Source organism: Kitasatospora sp. NPDC088264 (genome assembly GCF_040685715.1).
Taxonomy (GTDB): Bacteria; Actinomycetota; Actinomycetes; order Streptomycetales; family Streptomycetaceae; genus Kitasatospora.
Map to the genome: position 1 here is coordinate 1 of NZ_JBFBIR010000060.1, position 25,468 is coordinate 25,468.

Sequence of the window (25,468 nt, forward strand, 5' to 3'; positions counted from 1 at the left end):
AGCGTGAGGGAAACGCCCGGTTACATTCCGAACCCGGAAGCTAAGCCTTACAGCGCCGATGGTACTGCAGGGGGGACCCTGTGGGAGAGTAGGACGCCGCCGAACAATCATTCACAGAGAACCCCCATCCGGGAAACCGGATGGGGGTTCTTTGCGTTTCCGGCCCACAGGAGCACCTCACCAGGGTCCCTCACGAAAGTTCAAAAAAGTTCGGCCGGCCATGTCGAGAACCCGTGGCTGGCTCCGTCCCCGGGGTGAACGCGGCCACAATGGGTCGCACCAGCACCGAGGAGAACATCATGGCCAAGTACCTGCTGCTCAAGCACTACCGAGGCGCCCCGGCTCCGGTCAACAACGTGCCCATGGACCGATGGACGCCCGAGGAGATCTCGGCGCACGTGCGGTACATGCAGGACTTCGCGGACCGGCTGGAGAAGACCGGCGAGTTCGTCGACGGCCAGGCGCTCGCTCCCGAGGGGACCTTCGTCCGGTACGACGGCGAGGGGCGCCCGCCGGTGACCGACGGCCCGTTCGCCGAGACCAAGGACCTGATCGCCGGCTGGATGGTGATCGACGTCGACAGCTACGAGCGCGCCGTCGAGCTGGCCGGGGAGCTGTCGGCCGCTCCCGGGGCGGGCGGGCGGCCGATCCACGAGTGGCTGGAGCTGCGTCCGTTCCTGGCCGCGCCGCCCACCGTCACCGAGTGACCTCGCCGGTGGACGGAGTCCTGCTCCGGAGCCTCGCGCCGAGCGTGCTCGGTATCCTCGTCCGCCGCGGAGCCGACTTCGCGGCGGCCGAGGATGCCGTGCAGGACGCGCTGGTCGAGGCGGTCCGCGTCTGGTCGGCAGGTCCGCCGCGGGACCCCAAGGGGTGGCTGGTCACCGTGGCCTGGCGCCGGTTCCTCGACGCGGCCCGGGCGGACGCGGCCCGCCGCCGGCGCGAGGACCGGGTCGACGGGGAACCGGAGCCGGGGCCCGCGTCCGCGGTGGACGACACGCTCCAGCTCTACTTCCTGTGCGCGCACCCGTCGTTGACGCCGTCGTCGGCGGTCGCGCTCACGTTGCGCGCCGTGGGCGGGCTGACCACCCGCCAGATCGCCCAGGCCTACCTGGTGCCCGAGGCGACCATGGCGCAGCGCATCAGCCGGGCCAAGCGGACCGTCTCGGGGGTGCGATTCGACCGGCCCGGCGATGTCGCCACCGTGCTGCGCGTCCTCTACCTGGTCTTCAACGAGGGCTACTCCGGGGACGTCGACCTCGCCGCCGAGGCCATCCGGCTGACCCGGCAGCTCGCGGAGGTGATCGACCACCCCGAGGTGGCGGGGCTGCTCGCCCTGATGCTGCTCCACCATGCCCGGCGCGGGACCCGGACCGCGTCCGACGGGAGCCTGGTGCCGCTCGCCGAGCAGGACCGCGGCCGGTGGGACACCGGGTTGATCGCCGAGGGCGTCGGGATCCTGCAAGCGGCCCTCGGCCGCGACCGGCTGGGCGAGTTCCAGGCCCAGGCCGCCATCGCGGCACTCCACGCCGACGCGCCCACCGCCGGGGAGACCGACTGGGTGCAGATCGTCGAGTGGTACGACGAGCTCGCCCGCCTGACCGAGAGCCCGGTCGTCCGGCTCAACCGCGCGGTGGCCGTCGGTGAGGCCGACGGGCCGCGCGCCGGGCTGGCGGCGCTCGGGGAGCTGGACGGTTCGCTGCCCCGCCACACGGCAGTGGCGGCGTACCTCCACGAGCGCGACGGTGACTTGGAGACGGCGGCCCGGCTGTATGTCGAGGCGGCCCACCAGGCCCCCAACCTCGCCGAGCGCGACCACCTCATGCGCCAGGCCGCCCGGCTGAACGCCCGTCGGCCTCGCTGACGGACCAGGCAGGAGGCGCGGCGTCACCACGGACTGCCCGTTGAAGGGACGAGACCGTACGACGTGACCAAGGAACGGGACCAAGGAACGGGACCAAGAGGCGGGACCGCCCGTACGGGCGAGGCTCAGAGGCGGCCGGCGGCCTTGAGCGCGAGGTAGGTGTCGGCGAGGGCGGGGGCGAGCTGGGCGGGGGAGGCGTCGAGGACGGTGACGCCGTGGCGGGTGAGGAGGTCGGCGGTGGCGCGGCGGTCGGCGCGGGTCTGTTCGGCGGCGGCGGCGCCGTAGACGGCTTCCAGGGTGCCGCGGCCGGCGGCGAGGGCGTCCAGGTGGGGGTCGGCGACGCAGGCCAGGACCACCTCGTGGCGCTTGGTGAGCAGCGGCAGCAGCGGGCGCAGGCCGTCTTCGACCGGGGCCGTGTCGAGGCCGGTGAGCAGGACGATCAGCGAGCGGTGCGGTGCCATCTTGAGGGCGGTGGAGACCAGTGAGCGCATGTCGGTCTCGTGCAGGGCCGGTTGGAGGGAGGCCATCGCGTTGGTGAAGGCCGGCAGGATCTCGCTGGGCGAGCTGCCGGCGACCGCGGCGCGCTTGCGGGCGTCGTGGGCGAGCAGGTCGACCCGGTCGCCGGCGCGGGTGGCGAGGGCGGTGAGCAGCAGGGCGGCGTCGAGGGCGGCGTCGAGGCGGGGCGCGTCGCCGACCCGGCCGGCGGAGGTGCGGCCGGTGTCGAGGACGACGAGGATGTGCCGGTCGCGTTCGGGGCGCCAGGTGCGGACGGCGACGGTGTTGCGGCGGGCGCTGGCCCGCCAGTCGATGGAGCGGACGTCGTCGCCGGGCAGGTACTCGCGCAGGGAGTCGAACTCGGTGCCCTGGCCGCGGGTCAGGACCGAGGTGCGGCCGTCGAGTTCGCGCAGCCGCGCGAGCCGGGAGGGCAGGTGCTTGCGGCTGTTGAACGGGGGCAGGGCTCGGACTGTCCAGGGCAGGTGGTGCGAGCCCTGGCGGCCGGCCAGGCCGAGCGGCCCGAGCGAACGGACCGTCACCCGTCGGGCGTGGTGGTCGCCGCGGCGGGTCGGGGTGAGCACGGTGACGGCCCGGCGCCGCTCGCCGGCGGGGACGTGCAGGGTGTGTCGGGAGGCGGCCTCGGCGGTGCCCGGCCGCCAGGCGGACGGGGCCCAGGCGTCGCGGATCCGGGCCCGGAGGGGCCGCCCGGAGGGGTTGGTGACGGTCAGTTCGACGGAGGCGGGTTCGCCGAGCCGGACGGTGGTGTCGCCGCCCCGGCCGAGTTCCAGACCGCGGACGGGGGCGGCGAGCACCAGGTCGATCGCGGCGGCGAGCAGCACGGCGCCGGTGACGAGGCCGATCCCGGCCCAGGACGGCAGCAACAGGCCCACGACGAGCGTGCCGAGCGCGGCGAGCAGGGCGGTTCGCCCGGTGAGGGCCATGCGGTGCGCTCCTTCGGGAACGGGCGGTTCAGCGGGGGGCGGGCGTCTGGGCGAGGACGGCCTGGATGACGGAGTCGGCGGTGACGCCCTCCATCTCGGCCTCGGCGCGCAGCGCGACGCGGTGCCGCAGGGTGGGCAGGGCCAGGGCCTTGACGTCGTCGGGGGTGACGTAGTCGCGGCCGGCGAGCCAGGCCCAGGCGCGGGAGGCGGCCAGCAGGGCGGTGGCACCGCGCGGCGAGACGCCGATGGACAGCGACGGGGACTGCCGGGTGGCCCGGCAGAGGTCGACGATGTACGCGAGGATCTCGGGGGAGACGGTCAGCTTGGCGATCTGCTCGCGGGCGGCGGCGAGGTGCGCGGGCCCGGCGACCGGGCGGACGCCGGCGGCGGCGAGGTCGCGGGGGTCGAAGCCGGCGGCGTGCCGGGACAGGACCTGGAACTCCTGGTCCCGGTCGGGCAGCGGCAGGACCAGCTTGAGCAGGAAGCGGTCCAGCTGGGCCTCGGGCAGCGGGTAGGTGCCCTCGTACTCGACCGGGTTCTGGGTCGCGGCGACCAGGAACGGGACGGGCAGCGCGCGCGGCACGCCGTCGACGGTGACCTGGTGCTCCTCCATGGCCTCCAGCAGGGCGGCCTGGGTCTTCGGCGGGGTGCGGTTGATCTCGTCGGCGAGCAGCAGGTTGGTGAAGACCGGGCCGGGCTGGAAGGAGAACTCGGCGGTCCGGGCGTCGTAGACGAGGGAGCCGGTGACGTCGCCGGGCATCAGGTCGGGGGTGAACTGGATGCGCTTGGTGTCCAGGTTGAGCGCGGTGGACAGGGTGCGGACCAGCAGGGTCTTGGCGACGCCGGGGACGCCCTCCAGCAGGACGTGGCCGCCGCAGAGCAGGGCGACGACGAGGCCGGTGACGGCGGCGTCCTGGCCGACCACGGCCTTGCCGATCTCGGCGCGCAGGGCGGTGAGTGCGGCGCGCGGGTCGGCGGCGGTGTCGGGGGTGCCCGGGGTGGCAGCCGCCGCGCCGGGGGTGCTGGACGGGGTGGCGGTGGCCTGTTCGGTCACGGGTTCCGTACCTGCCTTTCGAGGGCGTCGAGGTCGTCGGCGAGCCGCAGCAGTGCGGTGTCGTCGGTCGGGGGCGGGCCGAAGAGGAGGGCCCGGACGTCGCCGGCGGGCTGCTCGGGGAGGCGGTCGGCCACGGCCGCGCAGAGGGTGTCGGGGTCGGGCGCGCCGGCGTGGAGCGGGACGCCCAGGGCCGGGGCGAGGCGGTGCGCGGCGGCCCGGCGCAGGGCCTCGGCGGCGCGGCCGCGGGCCTTGGCGCGGCGGTAGAGCCGGGCGCGGCCCTCGGTGGTCTCGGCGGCGCGGACCACCACGGGCAGGTTCTCGCTGATCACGGGGCCGAGTCGGCGGCCGCGCCAGAGGGCGGTCAGGACGGCGGCGACGGCGAGCTGGTAGCCGGCCCAGCGCCAGCCGTCCGGGATGTAGTCGCCGAAGGTCTTGTCCCGGGTGCCCTGGGCGAGCGGGGCGCTGTAGTCGGGCAGGTGCCAGGTGAGGCGGGGCTGGGAGCCGAGCAGGCCGAGGGCGAGGGCGGCGTTGCCGTCCTTGGCGAGCTGCTCGTTGTGGAGGAAGGCGCCGGTGCCGAGCACGATGACGTCGCCGCCGGCGGTCGGGGCGCTGACCAGCGGGTAGCCGTGGCCGCGCGGGTAGCAGCCGGCGCCGCGGCTGCCGCTGGTGTAGAGCATTCCGCCGATCTCGGCGCTGCCGGCCCGCACGGCCTCGGTGAGCGGGCACTGTGCGGTGGTGCTGCGGACGGAGGCGTAGGAGGGCCCGCCGTCCTCGTCGGAGGGGCGGATGCCGGGGGCCAGGGCGCTGAGCGCGGCCGGACCGGGGGCGACGAGGACGAGCCGGCTGTGCCGGGCTGCGGCGACGGCGCGCAGTTCGGCGGGGCCGAGCAGGTCTGGCTCGGGCAGGACGAGAGTGTCGGCGCCGCCCGGGTGGCCGGTGAGGTCGGTGGTGAGGTCGGTCTTGAGGCCCTGGTGTTCGAGCAGCGCGAGGACGGCGTGGCTGCCGTCCTGGTCGTAGGAGCGCGGGTCGAGCGGCGGGTAGCGGCGGTCCTGGCCGAGGGCGGCCACGGCGGTGGCGCCGATCAGCAGGACGGCGAGGACGAGCAGGTACCAGCGGGCCCGGCGCCAGAGGCCGCGGCCGGTGGGGGCGAGGCTGGTCGTGGCCGGCCCGCCGGGGGCAGGGGTGGCGGGCGGCTGCGGCGCGGGCGGCGCGGGGGCGGTGCTGGTCATGCCGCTCCTCCCAGGGCCGGGCGGGCGCGTTCCAGGGTCCGGTCGAGCTCGCGCAGCAGCTGGTACGCGGCCTGGTCGGCGGTGCGCTCGCCGTAGGCGATGTCGTCGAAGGTGAGGGCGGCGGCGGCCAGGGCGGCGGCGTGGTCGGGCAGGGCCCGGCCGGCCTCGGTGGCGGCCTCGTCGGCGGTGCGGCCGGGGCGGACGTCGAGCAGGGTGCGTTCCTCCAGGGCCCGGACCAGGGCTCGCATCTGTGCGCGGACGGCCTCGTTCCAGTGCCCGGCGGCGGCGTGCCGTTCGGCGTCGGCCCGGTACTGGCCGGCGCCGCGCGGTCCTTCGACGCCGTAGACGTCGAGGACGGTGCGGGCCGCGCGCCGTGGCGCGCCGAGGCGCCACCAGAGGGCGGCACCGATCAGCAGGGCGACGATCAGGAAGAGCACCAGGCCGGTGGTGCCGCTGGTGCCGTTGCCGGAGATGCTGTCGAGCGCGTCGGTGATGTGGTCGTTGAGCCAGGTCATGACCCGTTCCAGGACGCTCGGGTCGTGCTTGTGGTACTCGGCGTTGAGCAGCTCGTCGCGGGCGGCGTCGCGGGCCGGGTCACGCGGGACGGTGACCGGGGCGCCGCCCGCGACGAGGAGCCTGTCCCCCCAGGTAGGCATCCGGGTCAGCGCCTCGCGGGGGGTCGGCCGGCCTGGTCGCCCCAGCCGGTGGCGCCGGACTCGGCGAGGCCGGCGGCGCGGGCGAGTTCGATGTCCAGGGCCTCGCGGCGGATCCGCTGGTCGACGTAGATGAGGACGCCGAGGGCGGCCCGGAAGGGGATGGTGAGGGTGGCGGCGATGATGCCGGCGATCGCGGTGGTGATCAGCATCGCGGTGGGCTCGTGGGCCGAGCTGAGGTCGACCTGGCGGTCGAGGTCGCTGAAGCCGAGGACGAGTCCGGCGAAGCGGAACGGGATCGCGATGACCATGGCGACGATGAAGGTCAGCACCTCGCCGAGCAGCGAGATGCCGAAGATGCGCCACCAGGAGCCGAGGGTCAGCCGCCGGGAGCGGGACAGCGCGGTCCGCACACCCTGCTTCTCCAGCATCAGGGCGGGGGCGGCCAGGCTGAACCGGATCCACAGCCAGAACCCGACCGGGATGGTCAGGATGCCGACGAGGAACAGCAGGGCCTCCGTCTCGGGGGCGCCCGCCGAGCCGGAGGCGTAGAAGTACCAGGGGCTGAAGCCGAGCAGGACCACACCGCCGGACATCAGGCCGGTGAGCAGGGTCAGCCCGAGCAACTGCGGCAGCCGGCGGCGGGCGTCGCGCCAGGCGTCCCCGGCGTTCGCGGACTGCCCGAGGACGGCGCGGCTGACGACCATGGTGAGCAGCGCGGTGGCGACCACGCCGAGCAGCACCGTCAGCGGCATCGAGGCCAGCATGGTCGTCACCTGGGTGGCGGGGCCGGTCTTGCCCTTGACCAGCAGCTGGGCGGCGACGTTGCCGGCCTGCTCGACGACGGCGATGCCGAGGGAGAGGGCGAGGGTCGTCCGCCAGTGCTTGCGGATGGTGGCGACGGAGCCGTCGAGGAGTTCGCCGAGTCCGAGCGGGCGCAGCGGGATGACGCCGGGCTTGGGGCTCTGCGGAGCGCCCCAGCCGTAGGGGTGGTGGCCGCCCGGTGCGGGCCGGCTCCAGTCGGGCCGGGCCTGCTGACCGCTCCAGCCAGGGGCCGGGGCGGGGGCGCCCTGCGGTGGTGCCGACGGCCCGGGCACGGCGGCGGGCGCGTCGGCCGGGGGCCGGGCGTCGTCGCGGGGCGGCTCGGGCGAGCCGGGCGAGGCCCAGCCCGGAGTGTCGGTCATCACTGCTCCTCGGAGGGGCGTCACGGGCGCGGTTCCGGGCGGATCTTTCGCCCGCGCGCAGCGCCCATCGTGCCATGGGGTCTGGGAAGGCCCCATGGGTATCCGGCCGCTGATCGGAAACGGGGGCCTTCCGGTGGTCGGGCGGTGGGCCGCGGGCCGTTCGAAGACGTTCCAGCCGGGCACATTCGCCCGGTATGGCCGGAATTAACCGGTGGGGGGAGTTGGCCGTTGTGGAGCATTGGCACTGCTGTGCGGCAGGTCACAATCCGGTAATGAGAGGATGGACGCATGAAGGGACGCGTCCTCGTCGTTGATGACGACTCCGCACTGGCCGAGATGCTCGGTATCGTGCTGCGTGGTGAGGGTTTTGAGCCGTTTTTCGTCGCGGATGGGGACAGGGCGCTAGCTGCGTTCCGGGAGACCAAGCCCGACCTGGTCCTGCTCGACCTGATGCTGCCCGGTCGGGACGGTATCGACGTCTGCCGGCAGATCCGGGCGGAGTCCGGTATTCCGATCGTCATGCTGACCGCGAAGACCGACACGGTCGACGTCGTGGTGGGCCTGGAGTCGGGTGCCGACGACTACGTCACCAAGCCGTTCAAGCCCAAGGAGCTGGTGGCCCGGGTGCGTGCCCGGCTGCGCCGTGCCGAGGAGCCGACGCCCGAGCAGCTGACCATCGGCGACCTGGTGATCGACGTGGCCGGCCACTCGGTGAAGCGGGACGGCCGGGGCATCCCGCTGACCCCGCTGGAGTTCGACCTGCTGGTCGCGCTGGCCCGCAAGCCCTGGCAGGTGTTCACCCGTGAGGTGCTGCTGGAGCAGGTCTGGGGTTACCGGCACGCGGCGGACACCCGCCTGGTCAACGTCCACGTGCAGCGCCTGCGGTCCAAGATCGAGAAGGACCCGGAGCGCCCCGAGATCGTGGTGACCGTCCGTGGCGTCGGCTACAAGGCCGGACCCAGCTGACGTGACGCACCTGGCTGACGAAGCCCCGTCGGGTTCCGCGACCGACGGGGCCGACGCGGTTCGCGGGTCCGTGCTGAGTTCGACCACCCGCCGTCGGCGCCGGGCGGCCGCGTTCGCGCTGCTGACCCGTCAGCTGCGTCGGCCCGCGCGCCGGGTGACGGCGCTGTACCGCCGGTCGATCCAGCTGCGCGTGGTGGCGGTCTCGCTGCTCGCGTCCATCGCGGTCGTCCTGGTGCTCGGCGTGGTCGTGATGGCGCAGGTGCGCACCGGCCTGCTCGGCACCAAGATGGCGGCCGCCCGCGAGCAGGCCAGGATCGGGTTCCAGGCGGAACTGAAGAAGATCGACGAGGCGAAGGACCAGCGGCTGCGGGTCGGCGCCACGCCCGACCCCACCATCGAGGAGACCGGCACCTGGCTGCTGCGGCAGGTCAACGACCTGGCCGCGAGCGGGCAGACCGTCTACTCGGTGATCGCGATGGCCGCCGGCACCGACGCCATCGTCCCGGAGAACGGCTTCGCGCCGCGCTTCTCGGGCGACATCCTGCCCAGCAGCGTCCCCGACACCCTGCGGGACAGGGTCCACTCCGAGCCCGGCCAGATGTTCGACCAGCCGGCCCGGATCCACCGGGCCGACGAGCGGACCGAGCCCGGGCTGGCCCTCGGCATGCAGTTCACCGGCCCGGCCGGCAACAGCTACCAGATGTTCTACGTGTTCTCCTTCGGCCAGGAGACCGACACCCTCGACCTGATCACCGGCACCCTGGCGACCGCCGGCGTGTTCGTGGTGATCCTGATGGGCGGCATCGCCTGGGTCGTGGTGCGCCAGGTGGTCACCCCGGTCCGGATGGCCGCCGGCATCTCCGAGCGGCTCGCCGACGGGCACCTGGAAGAGCGGATGAAGGTCACCGGCACGGATGACATCGCCCGCCTCGGCGAGTCGTTCAACCGGATGGCCAATGCCCTCCAGGCCCAGATCCGCCAGTTGGAGGAGCTGTCCCGGGTGCAGCGGCGCTTCGTCTCGGACGTCTCGCACGAGCTGCGCACCCCGCTGACCACGGTCCGGATGGCCGCGGACCTCATCTACGACAGCCGCGAGGACCTGGACCCGATGGCGGCCCGCTCGGCGGAGCTGTTGCAGGGCCAGCTGGACCGCTTCGAGTCGCTGCTCGCCGACCTGCTGGAGATCAGCCGCTTCGACGCCGGCGCCGCGATCCTGGACGGCGAGCCGGTCGACCTGCGCGACATCGTCGCCCGGGTGGTGGAGGCCGCCGACCCGCTGGCCCAGGCCAAGGGCAGTGCGGTGGTGATCCGCGGCGACGGCGAGCCGGTCGTCGCCGAGGTGGACTCCCGCCGGATCGAGCGCATCCTGCGCAACCTGGTGGTCAACGCCCTGGAACACGGCGAGGGACGCGACGTGGTGGTGCGGCTGGGCTCGGCCGACGGCGCGGTCGCGGTCGGCGTGCGCGACTACGGCATCGGCCTCAAGCCGGGCGAGGCGTCCCGGGTGTTCCACCGCTTCTGGCGGGCCGACCCGTCCCGGGTGCGGACCACCGGCGGCACCGGCCTCGGCCTGTCCATCGCGGTCGAGGACGCGCACCTGCACGGCGGCTGGCTGCAGGCCTGGGGCGAGCCCGGCGGCGGCTCGCACTTCCGGCTCACCCTGCCGCGCACCCGGGGCGGCGAGATCAGCCGGGCGCCGTTCCGGCTGGAGCCGGAGGACTCCCGCAACAACCGGGGCCTGGGCACCTACGGCGTGCCGTACCGGCGGGCGATCAGCCCGCCCGGCGCGACCGCGATGACCGCGGCCGAGGAGCAGGCGGAGACGCCGGAGGGGCCCGTCAACGGCTTCGGCAGCGGGCTCGGCGGGGTGCTGAACATCGGCCCCGACCTGGGCAAGCGCCGGCTGCCCGAAGGGCCGCGCGCGGACCCCTCGGACGTCCGGACGGCGGGGAGCGGGTACGGTGCCACCGGCGCCCAGGTGATGGTGGACCCGACGCCCGGACGGCCGTCGGTGGCACAGCGGACGGCGGAGCCGGACGTGACGGATGGGACGGGCGGGACGGACCTGGAGGGGTCGCAGCGTGCGAAGGACGAGCAGCAGGACTGAGCCGCGGTTCACGGCGGTGGCCGGCGTGGTGCTCGGCGCCCTGGTGGCGAGCGGCTGCGCGGCCATGCCGGACTCCGGCGGCATCTCCCGGGTGGAGCTGTCGCAGGGGGCGGCCGACAAGAACCTGCAGGCCAAGGTCTACCCGGTGGCGCCGGCCAAGGGCGCCAAGCCGCGCGCCCTGCTGACCGGGTTCCTGGACGCGGTGACCGCAGACGAGGGGTACGAGACCGCGCGCCAGTACCTCACCGAGAACGCCTCCGCGCACTGGAACCCGGACGCCGGCATCCAGGTGCTCTCCGCCGCCACCCCGAACCTCCCGGCCGGCCAGGAGATCGCCGACACCGACACCAGCGTCTCCGCGACGGTGACCGGGTCGCTGATCGCCAGGATCGACGAGAAGCACTCGTACCTGGCCGAGGGGCAGCGGGACGTCTCGGCCGACTTCACCCTCGTCCGGGAGAAGGACGGCGAGTGGCGGATCGACAAGCTGCCGACCGGCGTGATCATGAACGAGACCAACTTCAACAACAGCTACCGCCAGGTCGACCGGTACTTCTACACCACGCCGGACCCGTCCTCGACCGTCACCGGGAGCGCCGGCCAGCAGGTCCTGATCCCCGACCCGATCTACCTGCGGCGCCGGACAGACCCGCTGACCGCCGCTGCCAAGGCCCTGGTCGCCGGGCCCTCGACCTGGCTCGCGCCGGTCGCCCGGACGTCCTTCCCGAGCGGCGTCAGCGTCGACCGGGTGAGCGTCGACGACGGCCGGATCGCCCACGTGCAGCTCGGCGGGGCGGACGTCAGCGAACCGGTGTCCTGCCGGCGGATGGCGACCCAGCTCTTCTACACCCTCGCCGACCAGGGCAAGGGACAGGTCGAACGGCTTGAACTCAAGGGCCAGCGGGGCAACTGCTTCGCCAGCCGCAACGACCTGCCGGCCACCGGCCCCGGCGCCCTGGCCGGGCCGCTGCCCGCGCAGCAGTACTACCAGCGCGCCGACAACGGCCTCCTGATGGTCACCGACGAGCAGCGCAACGGCGAGCCGGTGCGCGGCGTCCTCGGCAAGCCGCAGCCGGCCGGCAAGGCGCCGCTCGGCACCATGGCCGTCAACCGGGACGGCTCCCGGGCCGCCGCGATCAGCGGGGACGGCCACCAGCTCTACTCGGTGCCGCTGGCGGACAGCGCGGTGGCGCTGCCCGACCCGGTGCTCACCTCGCCGGTGAAGACCGCCGACAAGGAGGACGGCCTCGCCTCGCCCAGCTGGGACGGCCGAGGCGACCTCTGGGTGGTGGACCGCAACCCGCAGGGCCCGCGGGTGGTGATGGTCCGCGGCAACCGGACGTACCCCGTCGCGGTCGAGGGGCTGGACGGGCAGACCGTGCAGGCCCTGAAGATCTCCTCGGACGGCGCCCGGGCCGCCCTGGTGGTCAAGACCGCGGGCGTGCCCAGCCGCTCGCTGTACTTCGGCCTGGTGGTGCACGGCGGTACCCCGGAGGCGCCGACCGCGCGGATCACCGGCCTGCGCCGGGCGGCCCCCTCGCTCACCGACGTCGCCTCGGTCTCCTGGGCGGAGGCCGACCAGCTGCTGGTGCTCGGCAAGGAGGCCGACCGGATCAAGCAGCTGTACTACATCGGCACCGACGGCACGCAGAGCGCCGACACCACGCTGCAGGCCGAGAACATGCTCACCGTCTCGGCCTCCGAGTCCCGGGGCAACGTCCTGGCCCAGGCGCCGTCGGTGCTCGCGGCGGCCGGAGGCGCGATCTACCGGCTGATCGGCAGTCAGTGGCGCGAGGTCCAGTTGGCCGACAAGGCCGGGTCCTTCTTCTACGCGGGCTAGGAACCCGCCGATCACGCTCTGACGTTCCGATCCCTGACGCCATGTCGGGCCGCCCGGTGCCTCAGCCGGGCCGGTGCGCGGTGGCGGCGACCGCGGCGCCCGCCCGGGCGGGCAGTCCGGCGTCCGCCAGTGCCCGGGCCGCCTCGGCGAGGCTGGCACCGGTGGTCACCAGGTCGTCCACCAGGACCGGCTGACGGCCCAGCAGGTCGCGCCGGGCGCGCGGCAGCACGGTGAGCGCGCCGTGCAGGTTGCGGTGGCGCTCGGCCGCGCTCAGCCCGGCCTGGTCGGCGACCGGGCGGGCGTGCCGCAGCAGCGGCTCGGCCCGGGCGTCCAGGCCGCACCGGCGCAGCGAGCGGGCGGCGGCCCCGGCCAGCCGCAGCGTCGGGTCGTGGCCACGGGCGCGGACGGCGGAGCGGGCCGAGGGCATCGGGACCAGCAGCAGCGGCGCGGCAGCGGCACGCGGCCCCAGGGCGGAGCGGACGGCCCGGCCGAGCGCCTCGCCGAGCGGGCCCGCCAGCCGCAGCGCGCCGCGCTCCTTGTGGGCGAGCAGCAACTGCCGGACGGGGTCGGCGTACGGCGCGGCGGCGTGCGCCCAGGGCAGCGGCGTGGGGCCGGGCCGGGTGGCGGCCAGCGCGTGCCGGCAGGCCGGGCAGAGCTGGGTGCGCTCGGCGCCGCAGCCGGCGCAGCGGGCCGGGACCAGGACATCCAGCAGTCCGGCCAGTGCGTGGCCGAACGGCCCTTGGGCGGACGGCGGACGGGTGGGGGCGGGGGGTGGTGGCACGGCTGCTCCTGGCGACGGCAGGCACGGAGAGTGAGCAAAGGATGCGCCGTACGGGGGGTGTTGTCCAGGTATTTACCCGTGCTTCACTCGCAGGAGGGTAGACAGGGTCCAACAGCTTGACCGCCCGCCCGCAGTATCGGGTCATACCCGACTCCGCGCCTGGGGAGGCGAAAACCCCGTGTGAGGTGTTCGATAAAGCTCCAAGGGGTTTCAACCGTCCCTGGTGGGGAGGAAGTGAGGTGAGGGCCAGTCGTTTCCCGCCGCTGGCGGCGGGGGCGGGGGCCGGCAGTGGATGGGCTGGTCCAGCTGGGTCTCAGTCCGGTCCGGTAGCACCCGGATCGGCGTCAGCACGAGGGATCGGAGTTCTGCGTGGACATCGTCGTCAAGGGCCGCAAGACCGAGGTGCCCAAGAGGTTCCGCGAGCACGTGGCCGAGAAGCTGGAGAAGGTCCAGAAGTTCGACGGCAAGGTGATCAGCCTCGACGTCGAGGTGTCCAAGGAGCACAACCCGCGGCAGGCCGACCGGTCCGAGCGGGTGGAGATCACTCTCCGTACCCGTGGGCCGGTGATCCGGGCCGAAGCCGCCGCCGCCGACCCGTACGCGGCGCTCGACCTGGCCTCGGCGAAGCTCGACGCCCAGCTGCGCAAGTCCGCGGACCGGCGCCGAGTGCACAAGGGCGGCAACGGCCGCACCCCCATCAGCGTCGCCGAGGCGACCGCGGCGCTGGCCGCGCTGCCGGACACGGCGGTGCGGGAGGGCGAGACCAACGGGGCCGTCCGCAAGACCATGATGGGATCCCTGGAAGTGGAGGGCGAAGGCCCGCTGGTGGTCCGGGAGAAGACCCACCCGGCTGCCCCCATGGCGCTGGACCAGGCGCTGTACGAGATGGAACTGGTCGGCCACGACTTCTACCTCTTCGTGGAGAAGGACAGCGGCCTGCCGAGCGTCGTCTACCGCCGTCACGGCTACCACTACGGCGTCATCCACCTGCAGACCGACGGGTCGGCCGGCGCGGGCGGCGGCGCGGGCGGGGCGATCGGCGAAAGCGACGACGAGGACTGACCGTCCGAAGACAATCCTGGAGGGGTGACCCCGGCGGCCGAGTCCGCCGGGGTCACCGGCGTTTCGGGGCAGGGCGGGTGGAGCGGGAGTCGAGGGCGGGCCCGGGAGGTCACCCGATGCGGAACGGCGGCGTCGGAGGGTGACAGCAACGGCCGCGCGGCGTGGAATGATTGGCGCACGACGACCCGCGAAGGGGGAGGAGCGGATGGGGGATCACTTCGGGCTGGGGCCCGCTACGGGGCCGGTCACCGGACTGTCACCGGGACCGGAGGAGGAACCCGCGTACGCGCCGCACCGGGGTGAGCCGATCCGCGTACTGGTGGTGGACGACCACGCGTTGTTCCGCCGGGGGCTGGAGATCGTGCTCGCGGAGGAGCCGGACATCAAGGTCGTCGGCGAGGCCGGCGACGGCGCCGAGGCCGTGTTGAAGGCTGCCGACCTGCTGCCGGACATCATCCTGATGGACGTCCGGATGCCGCGCCGCAGCGGGATCGAGGCCTGCACGGCGATCAAGGACGTGGCACCCAGCACCAAGATCATCATGTTGACGATAAGCGACGAGGAGGCCGACCTCTACGAGGCGATCAAGGCGGGCGCCACCGGCTACCTGCTGAAGGAGATCTCCACCGACGAGGTCGCCACCGCGATCCGCGCGGTCGCCGACGGGCAGTCCCAGATCAGCCCGTCGATGGCGTCCAAGCTGCTCACCGAGTTCAAGTCGATGATCCAGCGCCGCTCCGACGACCGGGACCTGGTGCCCGCACCCCGGCTCACCGACCGGGAGTTGGAGGTGCTCAAGCTGGTGGCGACCGGGATGAACAACCGGGAGATCGCCAAGGAGCTGTTCATCAGCGAGAACACCGTGAAGAACCACGTGCGCAACATCCTGGAGAAGCTCCAACTGCACTCCAGGATGGAGGCGGTGGTGTACGCGATGCGCGAGAAGATCCTCGAAATAGGGTGACCGTGGCTGCGCCCCGGCCCTAGCTCGCGAGGAGTTTCTCGAGGGCCGGGCGCAGCCGTTCGTCCGGCAGGGCCTCGACCCGGACGCCGTCGCAGCCCACCCAGGCGGCCGCCTCGCGCAGGGCCGCCGCCAGCGCCTCGACGTGCCGGGCGCCGTGCCCTCGGTCGCCGGCCAGCGAGACCTGACGGGCCACCAGGGTGCGCCCCTCCCGGGCCGGGTCGACCCGGCCCACCAGCCGGCCGCCGGCCAGCAGCGGCATCGCGAAGTAGCCGTGCACCCGCTTGTGCTTGGGCGTGTAGGCCTCCAGTCGGTGCGTCATGCCGAAGATCCGCTCGGTGCGTGCGCGGTCCCAGATCAGCGAGTCGAACGGCGAGAGCAGCGTGGTGCGGTGGCGCCCGCGCGGGGTGGTGGCCAGCGCGGCCGGGTCGGCCCAGGCCGCCGCCGCGCCGCCGCCCGGGCCCCAGCCGGCCACCTCGACCGGGACGAGCCCGCAGTCCGCGAGGACCGGGTCCAGCTCCTCGGCGCGCAGCCGGTGGTAGTCCAGCAGGTCGGCCCGGGTGGCCACGCCGAGCGCGGCCCCGGCCTGGGCGACCAGGGTGCGCACGCACTCCCGGTCGGTGCGGTCCTGCCCGAACAGCGCCTCGGGGATGGCCTGTTCGGCCAGCGCGTAGACGCGCTTCCAGCTCCGGCGCTCGGTGCAGACCACGTCGCCGAAGGCCAGCGCCCGCTCCACCGCGATCTTGGTGTCCGACCAGTCCCACCACTCGGCGGTCTTCTTGGCGCCGCCCAGCTCCGTGGAGGTCAACGGGCCCTCGGCGCGCAGCTTGTCGAGCACGTGCCGGTACGTCTCGGGCGTTACCTGGTGGCCCCAGAGGTGGCCGCGCTCGCGGTAGCGGCGGCGCCGGAACGCGAACAGCGGCCACTCCTCGACCGGCAGGATGCAGGCCGCGTGCGACCAGTACTCGAAGCTCGTGCCCGCGCCCCAGTACGCCGCCTCGACGGCCGGACGGCCGACCGCGCCGAGCCGGGCGTACGGCACCAGTTCGTGCGAGCGGGCCAGCACCGAGATGGTGTCCAGCTGGACGGCGCCCAGGTGCCGCAGCACCCCGCGCACCCCGGCCCGGCGGTCCGGCGCGCCGAGCAGGCCCTGGGCGCGAAGGGCGATCCGGCGGGCTTCGTCGGCGCTCAGGACGGTGACGGGCGGCGGGCCGGCGGGGGAGCCGGCGGCAGGCAGGGCGGTCATGTCGGCGAGGGTAGTCCGGGGCACCGACAGCCGGTCGGGGGGCGCCGGCGCGGACGTCAGGGGCGGAGGTCCGGGAGGTCCGGGAGGTCCGAGGCGAGCAGCGAGGCGACCCAGGCGTCGTGGAAGGTGCCGCGCTGCTCGGCGTACGAGCGCAGGGTGCCCTCGAAGCGGTAGCCGACCTTCTCGGCCACCGCGCGGGAGCCCTCGTTACCCACGTAGGCCTGCCACTCCAGGCGGCGCAGACCGAGCTCGACCAGGCCGTGGCGGGCGACCGCGCGGGCGGCCTCGACCGTGTAGCCGCGGCCGCGGAACTCCTTCGTCGCCCACCAGCCGACCTCGGCGGAGCCCGGGTCGCCGTGGCGCAGCACGAGGCCCTGGGTGCCGACCAGGGCGTCGGAGCCGCGCTCGAACACGCACCAGATCCGGTTCTCGCCGGTGCGCCAGCCCTGCGCGGCGAGGTCGCGGACGAAGTACTCGGCGTCCTCGCGCCGGTACGGGCTCGGGACGACCGTCCAGCGCTGGATCTCGGCGTCTTGGCAGGCGGCGAAGACGGCGTCGATGTCCGACTCCTGCGGGGCCCGCAGGACGAGGCGGTCCGTGGTGAGGGTGACGGTGCGGGGCTCTTCCATGGGCGGATTATTCCGTGGAGAGAGGAATTCGGGCATCCGAATATCGAGCCGACCCCTCGATCCGCTGACCGGTTTGTCCCGGTGGGCGGTGCTATCGGATCAAGTGCTCGCGCGGGTGACACGGGAATACCGTGCTGACGCACCTCCCGGGGCATTGGACTCCTCGCATACGATGGCCCGTGCGGTGGGGTGAACCCGCCGTGCAGTCGTCCAGTGCCAATACAGGCAAGGAGCCCGCCCAAGTGTCCGTCTTCGACAAGATCCTGCGCGCCGGCGAAGGCAAGATCCTTCGCAAGCTGCAGCGGATTGCTGCCCAGGTCAACTCCATCGAAGAGGACTTCGTCAACCTCACCGACGCCGAGCTGCGCGCGCTGACCGACGAGTACAAGCAGCGGCTCGCGGACGGCGAGACCCTGGACGACATCCTCCCCGAGGCGTTCGCCACGGTGCGCGAGGCCGCCAAGCGGGTGCTCGGTCAGCGGCACTACGACGTTCAGCTCATGGGTGGCGCGGCCCTGCACCACGGGTACGTCGCGGAGATGCGCACCGGTGAGGGCAAGACCCTCGTCGGCACCCTGCCCGCGTACCTGAACGCGCTCACCGGCAAGGGCGTCCACCTGATCACCGTCAACGACTACCTCGCCGAGCGCGACTCGGAGTGGATGGGCCGGGTGCACCGCTTCCTCGGCCTCGAAGTCGGCGTGATCCTCGGCAACATGACGCCCGCCGAGCGCAAGCACCAGTACTCGATGGACATCACGTACGGCACGAACAACGAGTTCGGCTTCGACTACCTGCGCGACAACATGGCCTGGTCGAAGGACGAACTCGTCCAGCGCGGCCACAACTTCGCGGTCGTCGACGAGGTCGACTCGATCCTCATCGACGAGGCCCGCACCCCGCTGATCATCTCCGGCCCGGCCGACCAGGCGACCAAGTGGTACGCCGACTTCGCCAAGCTGGTGCTGCGCCTGAAGATCGACCGCGACTACGAGGTCGACGAGAAGAAGCGCACCGTCGGCATCCTGGAGGAGGGCGTCACCCGGGTCGAGGACTACCTCGGCATCGACAACCTCTACGAGTCGGTGAACACCCCGCTGGTCGGCTTCCTGAACAACGCCATCAAGGCGAAGGAGCTGTACCGGGCGGACAAGGACTACGTCGTCATGAACGGCGAGGTCATGATCGTCGACGAGCACACCGGCCGCATCCTGGCCGGCCGCCGCTACAACGAGGGCATGCACCAGGCGATCGAGGCGAAGGAGGGGGTGGAGGTCCAGAACGAGAACCAGACGCTGGCCACCATCACCCTGCAGAACTTCTTCCGCCTGTACGACAAGCTCGCTGGCATGACCGGTACCGGCACCACCGAGGCCGCCGAGTTCCACCAGATCTACAAGCTCGGCGTGGTGCCGATCCCGACCAACAAGAACCCGCTGCGCATCGACCAGCCCGACCTGATCTACAAGTCGGAGCCGGCCAAGTTCGCCGCCGTGGTCGAGGACATCGCCGAGAAGCACGAGAAGGGCCAGCCGGTGCTGGTCGGCACCGTGTCGGTGGAGAAGTCCGAGTACCTCTCGCAGGAGCTGCGCAAGCGCGGCATCCCGCACGAGGTGCTGAACGCCAAGCACCACGAGCGCGAGGCGCAGATCGTCGCGCAGGCGGGCCGCAAGGGCGCCGTGACCGTCGCCACCAACATGGCCGGCCGCGGTACCGACATCATGCTCGGCGGCAACTCCGACCACCTCGCGGCGGCCGAGCTGGCGCAGCGCGGGCTCACCCCGACCGAGACCCCGGAGGAGTACGAGGCCGCGTTCCCCGCCGCCCTGGAGAAGGCCAAGGCCTCGGTCAAGGCGGAGCAGGACGAGGTCAAGGAGGCCGGCGGCCTCTACGTGCTGGGCACCGAGCGGCACGAGTCCCGCCGGATCGACAACCAGCTGCGCGGCCGCTCCGGCCGTCAGGGCGACCCGGGCGAGTCCCGCTTCTACCTGTCGCTGGGCGACGACCTGATGCGCCTGTTCAAGGCCGGCATGGTCGAGCGCGTGCTGTCGATGGCCAACGTGCCCGAGGACGTGCCGATCGAGTCCAAGATGGTCACCCGGGCGATCGCCTCCGCGCAGACCCAGGTCGAGCAGCAGAACTTCGAGATCCGCAAGAACGTCCTCAAGTACGACGAGGTGCTGAACCGCCAGCGCGAGGTCATCTACGGCGAGCGCCGCCGCGTGCTGGAGGGCGAGGACCTGCAGGAGCAGGTCGGCCACTTCATGGACGACACCGTCGAGGCCTACGTCAAGGCGGCCACCGGCGAGGGCTTCGAGGACGACTGGGACCTGGAGAAGCTCTGGACCGCGCTCAAGCAGCTCTACCCGCTCACCCTTGACCTGGAGGAGCTGGAGGAGGAGGCCGGCGGCTCCGCCGGGATGACCTCCGAGTTCCTGGTCAAGGTCGTCCAGGAGGACATCCAGGCGCAGTACGGCGCCCGCGAGGACCAGCTCGGCGCCGAGATCATGCGTGAGCTGGAGCGCCGGGTCGTGCTGTCGGTGCTGGACCGCCGCTGGCGCGAGCACCTCTACGAGATGGACTACCTCCAGGAGGGCATCGGCCTGCGGGCCATGGCGCAGCGCGACCCGCTGATCGAGTACCAGCGCGAGGGCTTCGACATGTTCACCGCGATGATGGAGGGCATCAAGGAGGAGTCCGTCGGCTACCTGTTCAACCTGGAGGTCCAGGTCGAGCAGCAGGTCGAGGAGGTCCCGGTCGCGGACGCCGAGGTGCTGCTCGACAAGCTGGAGAAGGACGCCGCCCGCCCGGAGATCAAGGCCAAGGGCCTGGAGGCCCCGAAGCCGCAGCGGCTGCACTACACGGCCCCCTCGGACGAGGTCGGCGGCGGTGTCATCGAGGGCGACTTCGAGGACCTCGCGCCGGAGGACGAGGGCGACGGGCTGACCCGCGCCGAGCGCCGCAAGGCCGCGAAGTCGGCCAAGGGCCGCCGCCGCAAGGGCTGAGCAGGCCGCAGGACGCCGCACAGGGCGCCGCTCCCGGACGGGGGTGGCGCCCTGTGCCGTCCCGGGCCGGCACGCGGTCGTGGGGGCCGCTGTGGCCGCCCTGGCCGCTGTGACGACCGTGGTCGCCGTGACGGCCGTGGTCATCGGGCCTCCACGGCGGTGCACTGCCACTGCCCGGCCTGGCCGCGCTGCTCCAGCCGGAAGGCCACCATGTGGTGCCGCCGGCCGAGGTCGACCCGGACGCAGGCCTCGACCGCGTCGGGCGAGGGCGACCGGTCGTGCACCGGGCCCAGCCGGGGCCGGTCGGCGGCGCCGCCGCGGCGCAGCGCGCCGGCCCGGACCAGGGAGGCGAGCTGCCCGTAGCCGTCCAGGCTGGTGTGCCGCATCAGCTGGCCGGAGGGCCGGGCGCCGGTGAGCACCTCGACCAGCTGGTGGGCGAAGCGGGAGGCCAGCGCCCGGGGGTCGTGGCCGCCCGGGCCGGTGCAGGCGGCGCGGGGGTGGCGCGGGCGGCGCCCGGCCGGGTCGTGGGCGGCGGTCGTGCGCGGCCGGCGGTGCGGGCGGGCGGTGAGCGGTGCGGTCACGGTGGGCTCCTCGACACGGTGGTGCGGGTGCGGACGGGTCCTTGCTAGCGGTGGGCCGCGTCGGGCGGCAAGGGCTTTTGCCGCTGCCCCCGGAGTGACCGGCAAGTTCACCTATCCGAGTGAATCGATCAGTGCGGTGCCGGGCCCGGCGCGCGGTCGCACGGTGCCCGATTGACGTGCGTGGGCGGGCCGTACGGTCCGAAAGAGGACGGTTCGATGCGCCGGACCGGGTGGCCCGAATCGCCGCCCCCGTTGCGGTGCCCGGCCGTCGGCGCGCACCATCGGAGCCTGATCGGGAACCGCGCGGAGCGGGACGGGGCCGGGCGGCCACGACCGCACCCACGACGACGGGCGGCCGCGATGACGACACGGGTAGCGGCGGTTCCGGCTCCGGCAGTCGCGGGCACCGCCCCGCCGACCGGGGACGCACCCCGGCGCGGCCTGGTGCTGGGCGGCGGCGGGATGCTCGGTGCGGCCTGGACGGTCGGCGCGCTCTGCGCCGTCGAGGAGGCCACCGGCTGGCGGCCGGGCCGCGCGGACGTGCTGCTCGGCACCTCGGCGGGCTCGATCCTCGGCGCGATGCTGGCCGGCGGGGTCCGCACCGAGCAACTGCGTGACCACCAGCGCGGCCTGCCGATCACCGACGGCCCGCTGGCCGGGGTGGACTTCGACTACGACACGGCCGCCGGCGGCGCGCTGCCGCCCCGCCCCGGGGCGGGCATCGGCTCGCCCGGCCTGCTGCGGGACGCCGTCCGGCACCCGCGCGAGTACCCGCTGCTGACCATGGTGTCGGCGATGGCGCCGCCCGGCCGCGGTTCGCTGGCCCCGGTCGGCGAGCTGGTGCGCGGCCTGCTCGGCCCGGGCGGCTGGCCGCCGCCGGGCGCCGACGGCGAGGCCGGCGCCGGGGCCGCGGCGCTGCGGGTGGCGGCCGTGGACTACCGCAGCGGCCGCCGGGTGGTCTTCGGGGACCCGGACGCCCCGGCGGTCGCGGTCGCCGACGCGGTGATGGCCTCCTGCTCGATCCCCGGCTGGTTCGCGCCGGTGCGGCTGAACGGCTCGGCGTACGTGGACGGCGGCTGCTGGTCCGCCACCAACGCCGACCTGCTGCTCGGCCGCGGCCTGGACGAGGTGTACGTGCTCGCCCCGATGGCCCTGCGGCTGCGCCCCCGTGCCGACCGCGCCGACCGCGCCGACGCCGACGCCGACGCCGGCGGGGTCGCCGGCACCAGCGGGCTCGCGGGCTCCCTCGCCGCGCTGCGCGAGTGGCGCGCCCGGGACCGCCCGCGCGGCGTGCTGGCCCAGCTGGTCAGTCGCTACCGCCGCGCCGTCACCCGGCAGCTGCTGCGCGAGGCCGTGCTGCTGCGGGCCGAGGGCGTACGGGTGCGGCTGCTCGCGCCGACGCCGGCCGACCTGGCCGTGATGGGCCCGAACATGATGGACCCGGCCCGCCGCGACGCGGTGCTGGAGAGCGCCCTGCGCACGTGCGGTGAGGCCCTGCGGGCCGCCCGCTGAGTCGGGCCGAGGTGATCACGCCCGGCCCGGCGGCGCTTATTCTTGGGGCGCTGGAAGCTGTGCCGCTGGACGAACCGGAGAGTGCCACCGATGCGCGTGTACGTGCCCACCACCCTGAACGGCCTGGCGGCGGCGCACCCGGGTGGTGCCCTGGACCAGTCCGCGGCCTACGCCGTGACGCCCGCGCTGCGCGAGTGGTACGTCAGTGACGACCTGGAGGAACTGGAGTACGCGGCGCTGAACCGGGCCGCGCAGTCCTCCCTGCGGCTGCTGGCCGCCGACCCGGACGCCCCGCGCCGCCGGGTCGTGGTGGCCCTGGACGTGGCCGACTCGGCCGTCCGGCCGTTCCCCGGCGACGAGTACCAGGACCAGGCCTCGCTCGGCCGGGTGGTGCTGGCCGGCCCGCTGCCGCTGGCGAAGGCGGCGGCGGTGCACGCGGACGTCGCCGACGGCGAGGTGGTCGAGGACGTCGCGGCGGCGGTGGCGGCGGTGGCCGCGGCCGACGCGGGCGACCAGGACGCCCAGTTCACCGTGGACGGGGCCGAGGACCACGACCTGCTCTGGTTCGCCACCCAGGAGATCTCCGCGCTGCTGGCCTGAACGGCCGGTCGCGCCGGAGCGGAGCAGCAGGGTGCGTGAGCCCCGTCCTACCGGCGTGTCGGTGGTCGGGGCTACCGTTTCGCGCGTGGCTACACACATCGTTTGGGACTGGAACGGCACGCTCTTCCACGACATGGAGGCGGTGCTCGGCGCGAGCAACGCCGCGTTCGCGACCATCGGCGTCGGGCCGATGACCATGCGGGAGTACCGCGAGCAGTACGAGATCCCGATCCCCCGGTTCTACGAGCGGCTGCTCGGCCGGATGCCGTCCCAGGAGGAGTGGCTCCGGCTGGACGAGGCCTTCCACGACCGCTACCGGGAGCTGAGCCCGGCCTGCGGGCTGACGGACGGCGTGCACGAGCTGATGGACGGCTGGCGGGAGGCCGGGCACAGCCAGTCGCTGCTGTCGATGTACGAGCACGAGAAGCTGCTGCCGCTGGTCGACGCCTTCGGCCTGACCGGCCGGTTCCTGCGGGTGGACGGCCGCAGCGGCCCGTCCGGCGGCCAGAAGGCGGAGCAGCTGGCCCGGCACCTGGCCGCGCTCGGCGAGCGGGTGGACCCGGCCCGTACGGTGCTGATCGGCGACGCCGCGGACGACGCCCGGGCGGCGCTGGGCGCGGGTGCGCACGCGGTGCTCTACACCGGCGGCTCGCACACCCGGGAGAAGCTGGAGCCGCTCGGGGTGCCGGTGGTGGACAGCCTGGCGGAGGCGGTCGAGCTGGCCGGGCGGCTGGGGCGGGGCTGACCGTCCGCGGCGGGCGTGGCGGGCGCCACGTCCGCCGTCCGCGTGTCTGAGCGGGCGGATCGCGCGGCCGCTGGTCAGGCTGGACCAGGGCCTGTCCGGTGGATCGGGCCTTCCCACCGGAGCAGTCAGCAGGACGGAGCCGCCATGCCGATCGACGCAGTCACCGAGGTGCCCCTCCCGGTCAACGAGCCGGTGCTGGGGTACGCGCCCGGCAGCCCGGAGCGGGACCGGCTGGTCCGGCGGCTGGACGAGCTGGCGGCCGAGCAGATCCCGTTGCCGATGACCATCGGCGGCGAGCAGCGGTTCGGCGGCGGTGAGCGGATCGACGTCGTCCAGCCGCACCACCACGCCGCCAAGCTGGGGGTGCTCGGCAACGCCACCCGGGAGGACGCCCGCGCGGCGGTGGACTCGGCGCTCGCGGCGGGCCGGCAGTGGCGGTCGCTGTCCTTCGACGACCGGGCGGCGGTCTTCCTGCGGGCCGCCGACCTGCTGGCCGGGCCCTGGCGGGAGACCCTCAACGCGGCCACCATGCTCGGTCAGTCCAAGACCGCGCAGCAGGCCGAGATCGACTCCGCCTGCGAGCTGATCGACTTCTGGCGGTTCAACGTCCAGTTCGCCCGGCGGATCCTGGCCGAGCAGCCGATCTCCGCACCGGGCGTCTGGAACCGGGTGGACCACCGCCCGCTGGAGGGTTTCGTCTACGCGATCACCCCGTTCAACTTCACCGCGATCGCCGGCAACCTGCCGACCGCGCCCGCGCTGATGGGCAACACCGTGGTCTGGAAGCCCGCGCCGACCCAGACCCTGGCCGCGTACTACCTGATGCGGCTGCTGGAGGCGGCCGGTCTGCCGCCCGGGGTGGTCAACCTGGTCACCGGCGACGGCGTCCAGCTGTCCGCGGTCGCCCTCGCCGACCCGGCGCTCGCCGGGCTGCACTTCACCGGCTCCACCGCCACCTTCCAGTCGCTCTGGCAGACCATCGGCGCCAACATCGGCGGCTACCGGACGTACCCGCGGATCGTCGGCGAGACCGGCGGCAAGGACTTCCTGCTGGCCCACCGCTCGGCCGATCCGGCGATCCTGAAGGCGGCGCTGGTCCGCGGCGCGTTCGAGTACCAGGGCCAGAAGTGCTCGGCGCTCTCCCGGGCCTACCTGCCGCGCAGCCTCTGGCAGAAGATCAAGGACGAGCTGGTGGCCGAGGTGGACGCGCTGACGGTGGGCGACGTCACCGACCTCTCCAACTTCATGGGCGCCCTCATCGACCGGCGCGCGTTCGAGAAGAACCGGGACGCCATCGAGCGGGCCAAGGCCGATCCGACGATCGAGCTGGCGGCGGGCGGCCAGTACGACGACGCGATCGGCTGGTTCGTCCGGCCGACCGTCCTGGTCTCCTCCGACTACCGCAACGAGATCTTCCGGACGGAGTACTTCGGTCCGATCCTGGCCGTCCACGTCTACGAGGACGCCCGCTGGGAGGACGTGCTGCGCCGGGTCGACTCCGGCGCCCCGTACGGCCTGACCGGCTCGGTGATCGCGCAGGATCGTTACGCCATCGCCCAGGCGGTCGAGGCGCTGCGGTTCACCGCCGGGAACTTCTACATCAACGACAAGCCGACCGGCGCGGTCGTCGGCCAGCAGCCCTTCGGCGGCGGCCGGGCCTCCGGGACCAACGACAAGGCGGGCGCCGCCCAGAACCTCCTGCGCTGGACCTCGGCCCGCGCGATCAAGGAGACCTTCGTTCCCCCCACGGACCTGCGGTACCCGCACATGGGCTGAGAGTGAACGGGAGGCTCCGGTTTGGACATGGTGTCCAGGACGGACCGATCATCCTGCGGGTTTGCGCCTCCCTGTCCCTGTCCACCTTCGATTGATCCGGTTAGGCTGGCTGGCGTCGTCGGGTGGCTCCGCAGGACGAATCGTCCTACCCACTGCGAAGGTATTTCATGCGTGCCATGAAGCCTTTTCAGTTGGAAGGTGCGGCAGGATTGCGAGTGACCCGTCGGTGTACACCCACAC

At 73.6% G+C, this 25,468-nt stretch carries 21 protein-coding genes and 1 rRNA gene; 13 read left to right on the forward strand and 9 right to left on the reverse strand.

All coding sequences use genetic code 11. The annotated features are described in order from the left end of the window. From rrf to AB0O82_RS31565, 3 genes are all read left to right on the forward strand, one after another. Positions 1-105: ribosomal RNA gene (gene rrf, locus AB0O82_RS31555) — 5S ribosomal RNA — on the forward strand; the annotation flags it as partial. Positions 106-299: 194 nt separating this feature from the next. Further along, complete coding sequence (locus tag AB0O82_RS31560; protein WP_063351357.1) at positions 300-707, forward strand: YciI family protein; 408 nt, start codon at positions 300-302, stop codon at positions 705-707. An 8-nt stretch (positions 708-715) separates the two neighbouring features. Beyond that, complete coding sequence (locus AB0O82_RS31565) at positions 716-1,861, forward strand: DUF6596 domain-containing protein (RefSeq protein ID WP_363587368.1); 1,146 nt, start codon at positions 716-718, stop codon at positions 1,859-1,861. A 125-nt stretch (positions 1,862-1,986) separates the two neighbouring features. On the opposite strand, the gene AB0O82_RS31570 is transcribed toward AB0O82_RS31565, so the two are convergent. From AB0O82_RS31570 to AB0O82_RS31590, 5 genes are all read right to left on the reverse strand, one after another. Further along, positions 1,987-3,297: a DUF58 domain-containing protein gene (locus AB0O82_RS31570; RefSeq protein WP_363587324.1), complete on the reverse strand. Its 1,311-nt coding sequence runs from the start codon at positions 3,295-3,297 to the stop codon at positions 1,987-1,989. Between the two features lie 28 nt (positions 3,298-3,325). Continuing rightward, positions 3,326-4,246, reverse strand: a complete 921-nt coding sequence (locus AB0O82_RS31575; protein WP_363587370.1) for a MoxR family ATPase — start codon at positions 4,244-4,246, stop codon at positions 3,326-3,328. 101 nt (positions 4,247-4,347) lie between these two features. After that, positions 4,348-5,580, reverse strand: coding sequence for a DUF4350 domain-containing protein (locus tag AB0O82_RS31580; protein ID WP_363587326.1), 1,233 nt, complete (start codon positions 5,578-5,580; stop codon positions 4,348-4,350). Next, complete coding sequence (locus AB0O82_RS31585) at positions 5,577-6,236, reverse strand: DUF4129 domain-containing protein (RefSeq protein WP_363587328.1); 660 nt, start codon at positions 6,234-6,236, stop codon at positions 5,577-5,579. The genes AB0O82_RS31580 and AB0O82_RS31585 overlap by 4 nt, the downstream gene beginning before the upstream one ends. Before the next feature lie 5 nt (positions 6,237-6,241). Beyond that, the gene (locus tag AB0O82_RS31590) at positions 6,242-7,417 is read right to left on the reverse strand and encodes a hypothetical protein (RefSeq protein WP_363587330.1); all 1,176 of its coding nucleotides are present in this window, start codon (positions 7,415-7,417) and stop codon (positions 6,242-6,244) included. A gap of 288 nt (positions 7,418-7,705) precedes the next feature. Here AB0O82_RS31590 and mtrA point away from each other — a divergent pair, with 288 nt between their 5' ends. The 3 genes from mtrA to AB0O82_RS31605 all read left to right on the forward strand — a co-directional run bounded on the left by mtrA (position 7,706) and on the right by AB0O82_RS31605 (position 12,330). Next, positions 7,706-8,383: an MtrAB system response regulator MtrA gene (mtrA, locus tag AB0O82_RS31595; protein WP_030247322.1), complete on the forward strand. Its 678-nt coding sequence runs from the start codon at positions 7,706-7,708 to the stop codon at positions 8,381-8,383. A gap of 118 nt (positions 8,384-8,501) precedes the next feature. After that, positions 8,502-10,490, forward strand: coding sequence for an MtrAB system histidine kinase MtrB (gene mtrB, locus AB0O82_RS31600; protein ID WP_363587372.1), 1,989 nt, complete (start codon positions 8,502-8,504; stop codon positions 10,488-10,490). Then, positions 10,465-12,330 (forward strand): LpqB family beta-propeller domain-containing protein, encoded by a 1,866-nt coding sequence (locus tag AB0O82_RS31605; protein ID WP_363587332.1) that lies wholly within the window; start codon positions 10,465-10,467, stop codon positions 12,328-12,330. Before mtrB ends, AB0O82_RS31605 begins: the two co-directional genes overlap by 26 nt. 61 nt (positions 12,331-12,391) lie before the next feature. On the opposite strand, the gene AB0O82_RS31610 is transcribed toward AB0O82_RS31605, so the two are convergent. Beyond that, positions 12,392-13,111, reverse strand: coding sequence for a phosphoribosyltransferase family protein (locus tag AB0O82_RS31610; RefSeq protein ID WP_363587334.1), 720 nt, complete (start codon positions 13,109-13,111; stop codon positions 12,392-12,394). Positions 13,112-13,480: 369 nt separating this feature from the next. Here AB0O82_RS31610 and raiA point away from each other — a divergent pair, with 369 nt between their 5' ends. Together raiA and AB0O82_RS31620 are read left to right on the forward strand one after the other, a co-directional pair. Then, on the forward strand, positions 13,481-14,173 hold the full coding sequence (gene raiA, locus AB0O82_RS31615; protein WP_363587336.1) for a ribosome-associated translation inhibitor RaiA: 693 nt from the start codon (positions 13,481-13,483) through the stop codon (positions 14,171-14,173). Positions 14,174-14,426: 253 nt separating this feature from the next. Beyond that, positions 14,427-15,137: a response regulator transcription factor gene (locus AB0O82_RS31620; protein ID WP_063351359.1), complete on the forward strand. Its 711-nt coding sequence runs from the start codon at positions 14,427-14,429 to the stop codon at positions 15,135-15,137. A gap of 19 nt (positions 15,138-15,156) precedes the next feature. Here AB0O82_RS31620 and AB0O82_RS31625 read toward each other — a convergent pair whose 3' ends face one another. Both AB0O82_RS31625 and AB0O82_RS31630 read right to left on the reverse strand, forming a co-directional pair. Then, positions 15,157-16,380 carry a crosslink repair DNA glycosylase YcaQ family protein gene (locus tag AB0O82_RS31625; protein ID WP_363587338.1) on the reverse strand — a complete coding sequence of 408 codons (1,224 nt, stop codon included), beginning with the start codon at positions 16,378-16,380 and terminating at the stop codon, positions 15,157-15,159. Positions 16,381-16,436: 56 nt separating this feature from the next. Continuing rightward, on the reverse strand, positions 16,437-17,009 hold the full coding sequence (locus AB0O82_RS31630) for a GNAT family N-acetyltransferase (protein WP_363587340.1): 573 nt from the start codon (positions 17,007-17,009) through the stop codon (positions 16,437-16,439). A gap of 242 nt (positions 17,010-17,251) precedes the next feature. Between AB0O82_RS31630 and secA the strand changes: the two genes are divergently transcribed. Further along, positions 17,252-20,014 (forward strand): preprotein translocase subunit SecA, encoded by a 2,763-nt coding sequence (secA, locus tag AB0O82_RS31635; RefSeq protein WP_363587342.1) that lies wholly within the window; start codon positions 17,252-17,254, stop codon positions 20,012-20,014. Between the two features lie 140 nt (positions 20,015-20,154). On the opposite strand, the gene AB0O82_RS31640 is transcribed toward secA, so the two are convergent. Continuing rightward, positions 20,155-20,595 (reverse strand): Rv3235 family protein, encoded by a 441-nt coding sequence (locus tag AB0O82_RS31640; RefSeq protein WP_063349159.1) that lies wholly within the window; start codon positions 20,593-20,595, stop codon positions 20,155-20,157. A gap of 360 nt (positions 20,596-20,955) precedes the next feature. Here AB0O82_RS31640 and AB0O82_RS31645 point away from each other — a divergent pair, with 360 nt between their 5' ends. From AB0O82_RS31645 to pruA, 4 genes are all read left to right on the forward strand, one after another. Further along, positions 20,956-22,107, forward strand: coding sequence for a patatin-like phospholipase family protein (locus AB0O82_RS31645; RefSeq protein ID WP_363587344.1), 1,152 nt, complete (start codon positions 20,956-20,958; stop codon positions 22,105-22,107). 90 nt (positions 22,108-22,197) lie between these two features. Beyond that, positions 22,198-22,707, forward strand: a complete 510-nt coding sequence (locus AB0O82_RS31650; protein WP_350881082.1) for a hypothetical protein — start codon at positions 22,198-22,200, stop codon at positions 22,705-22,707. A gap of 85 nt (positions 22,708-22,792) precedes the next feature. Continuing rightward, entirely contained in the window at positions 22,793-23,452 is a 660-nt protein-coding gene (locus tag AB0O82_RS31655) for a haloacid dehalogenase-like hydrolase (RefSeq protein WP_363587346.1), read from the forward strand. 150 nt (positions 23,453-23,602) lie between these two features. Continuing rightward, positions 23,603-25,228, forward strand: coding sequence for an L-glutamate gamma-semialdehyde dehydrogenase (gene pruA / locus AB0O82_RS31660; RefSeq protein ID WP_363587374.1), 1,626 nt, complete (start codon positions 23,603-23,605; stop codon positions 25,226-25,228). Positions 25,229-25,468 lie beyond the last annotated feature (240 nt).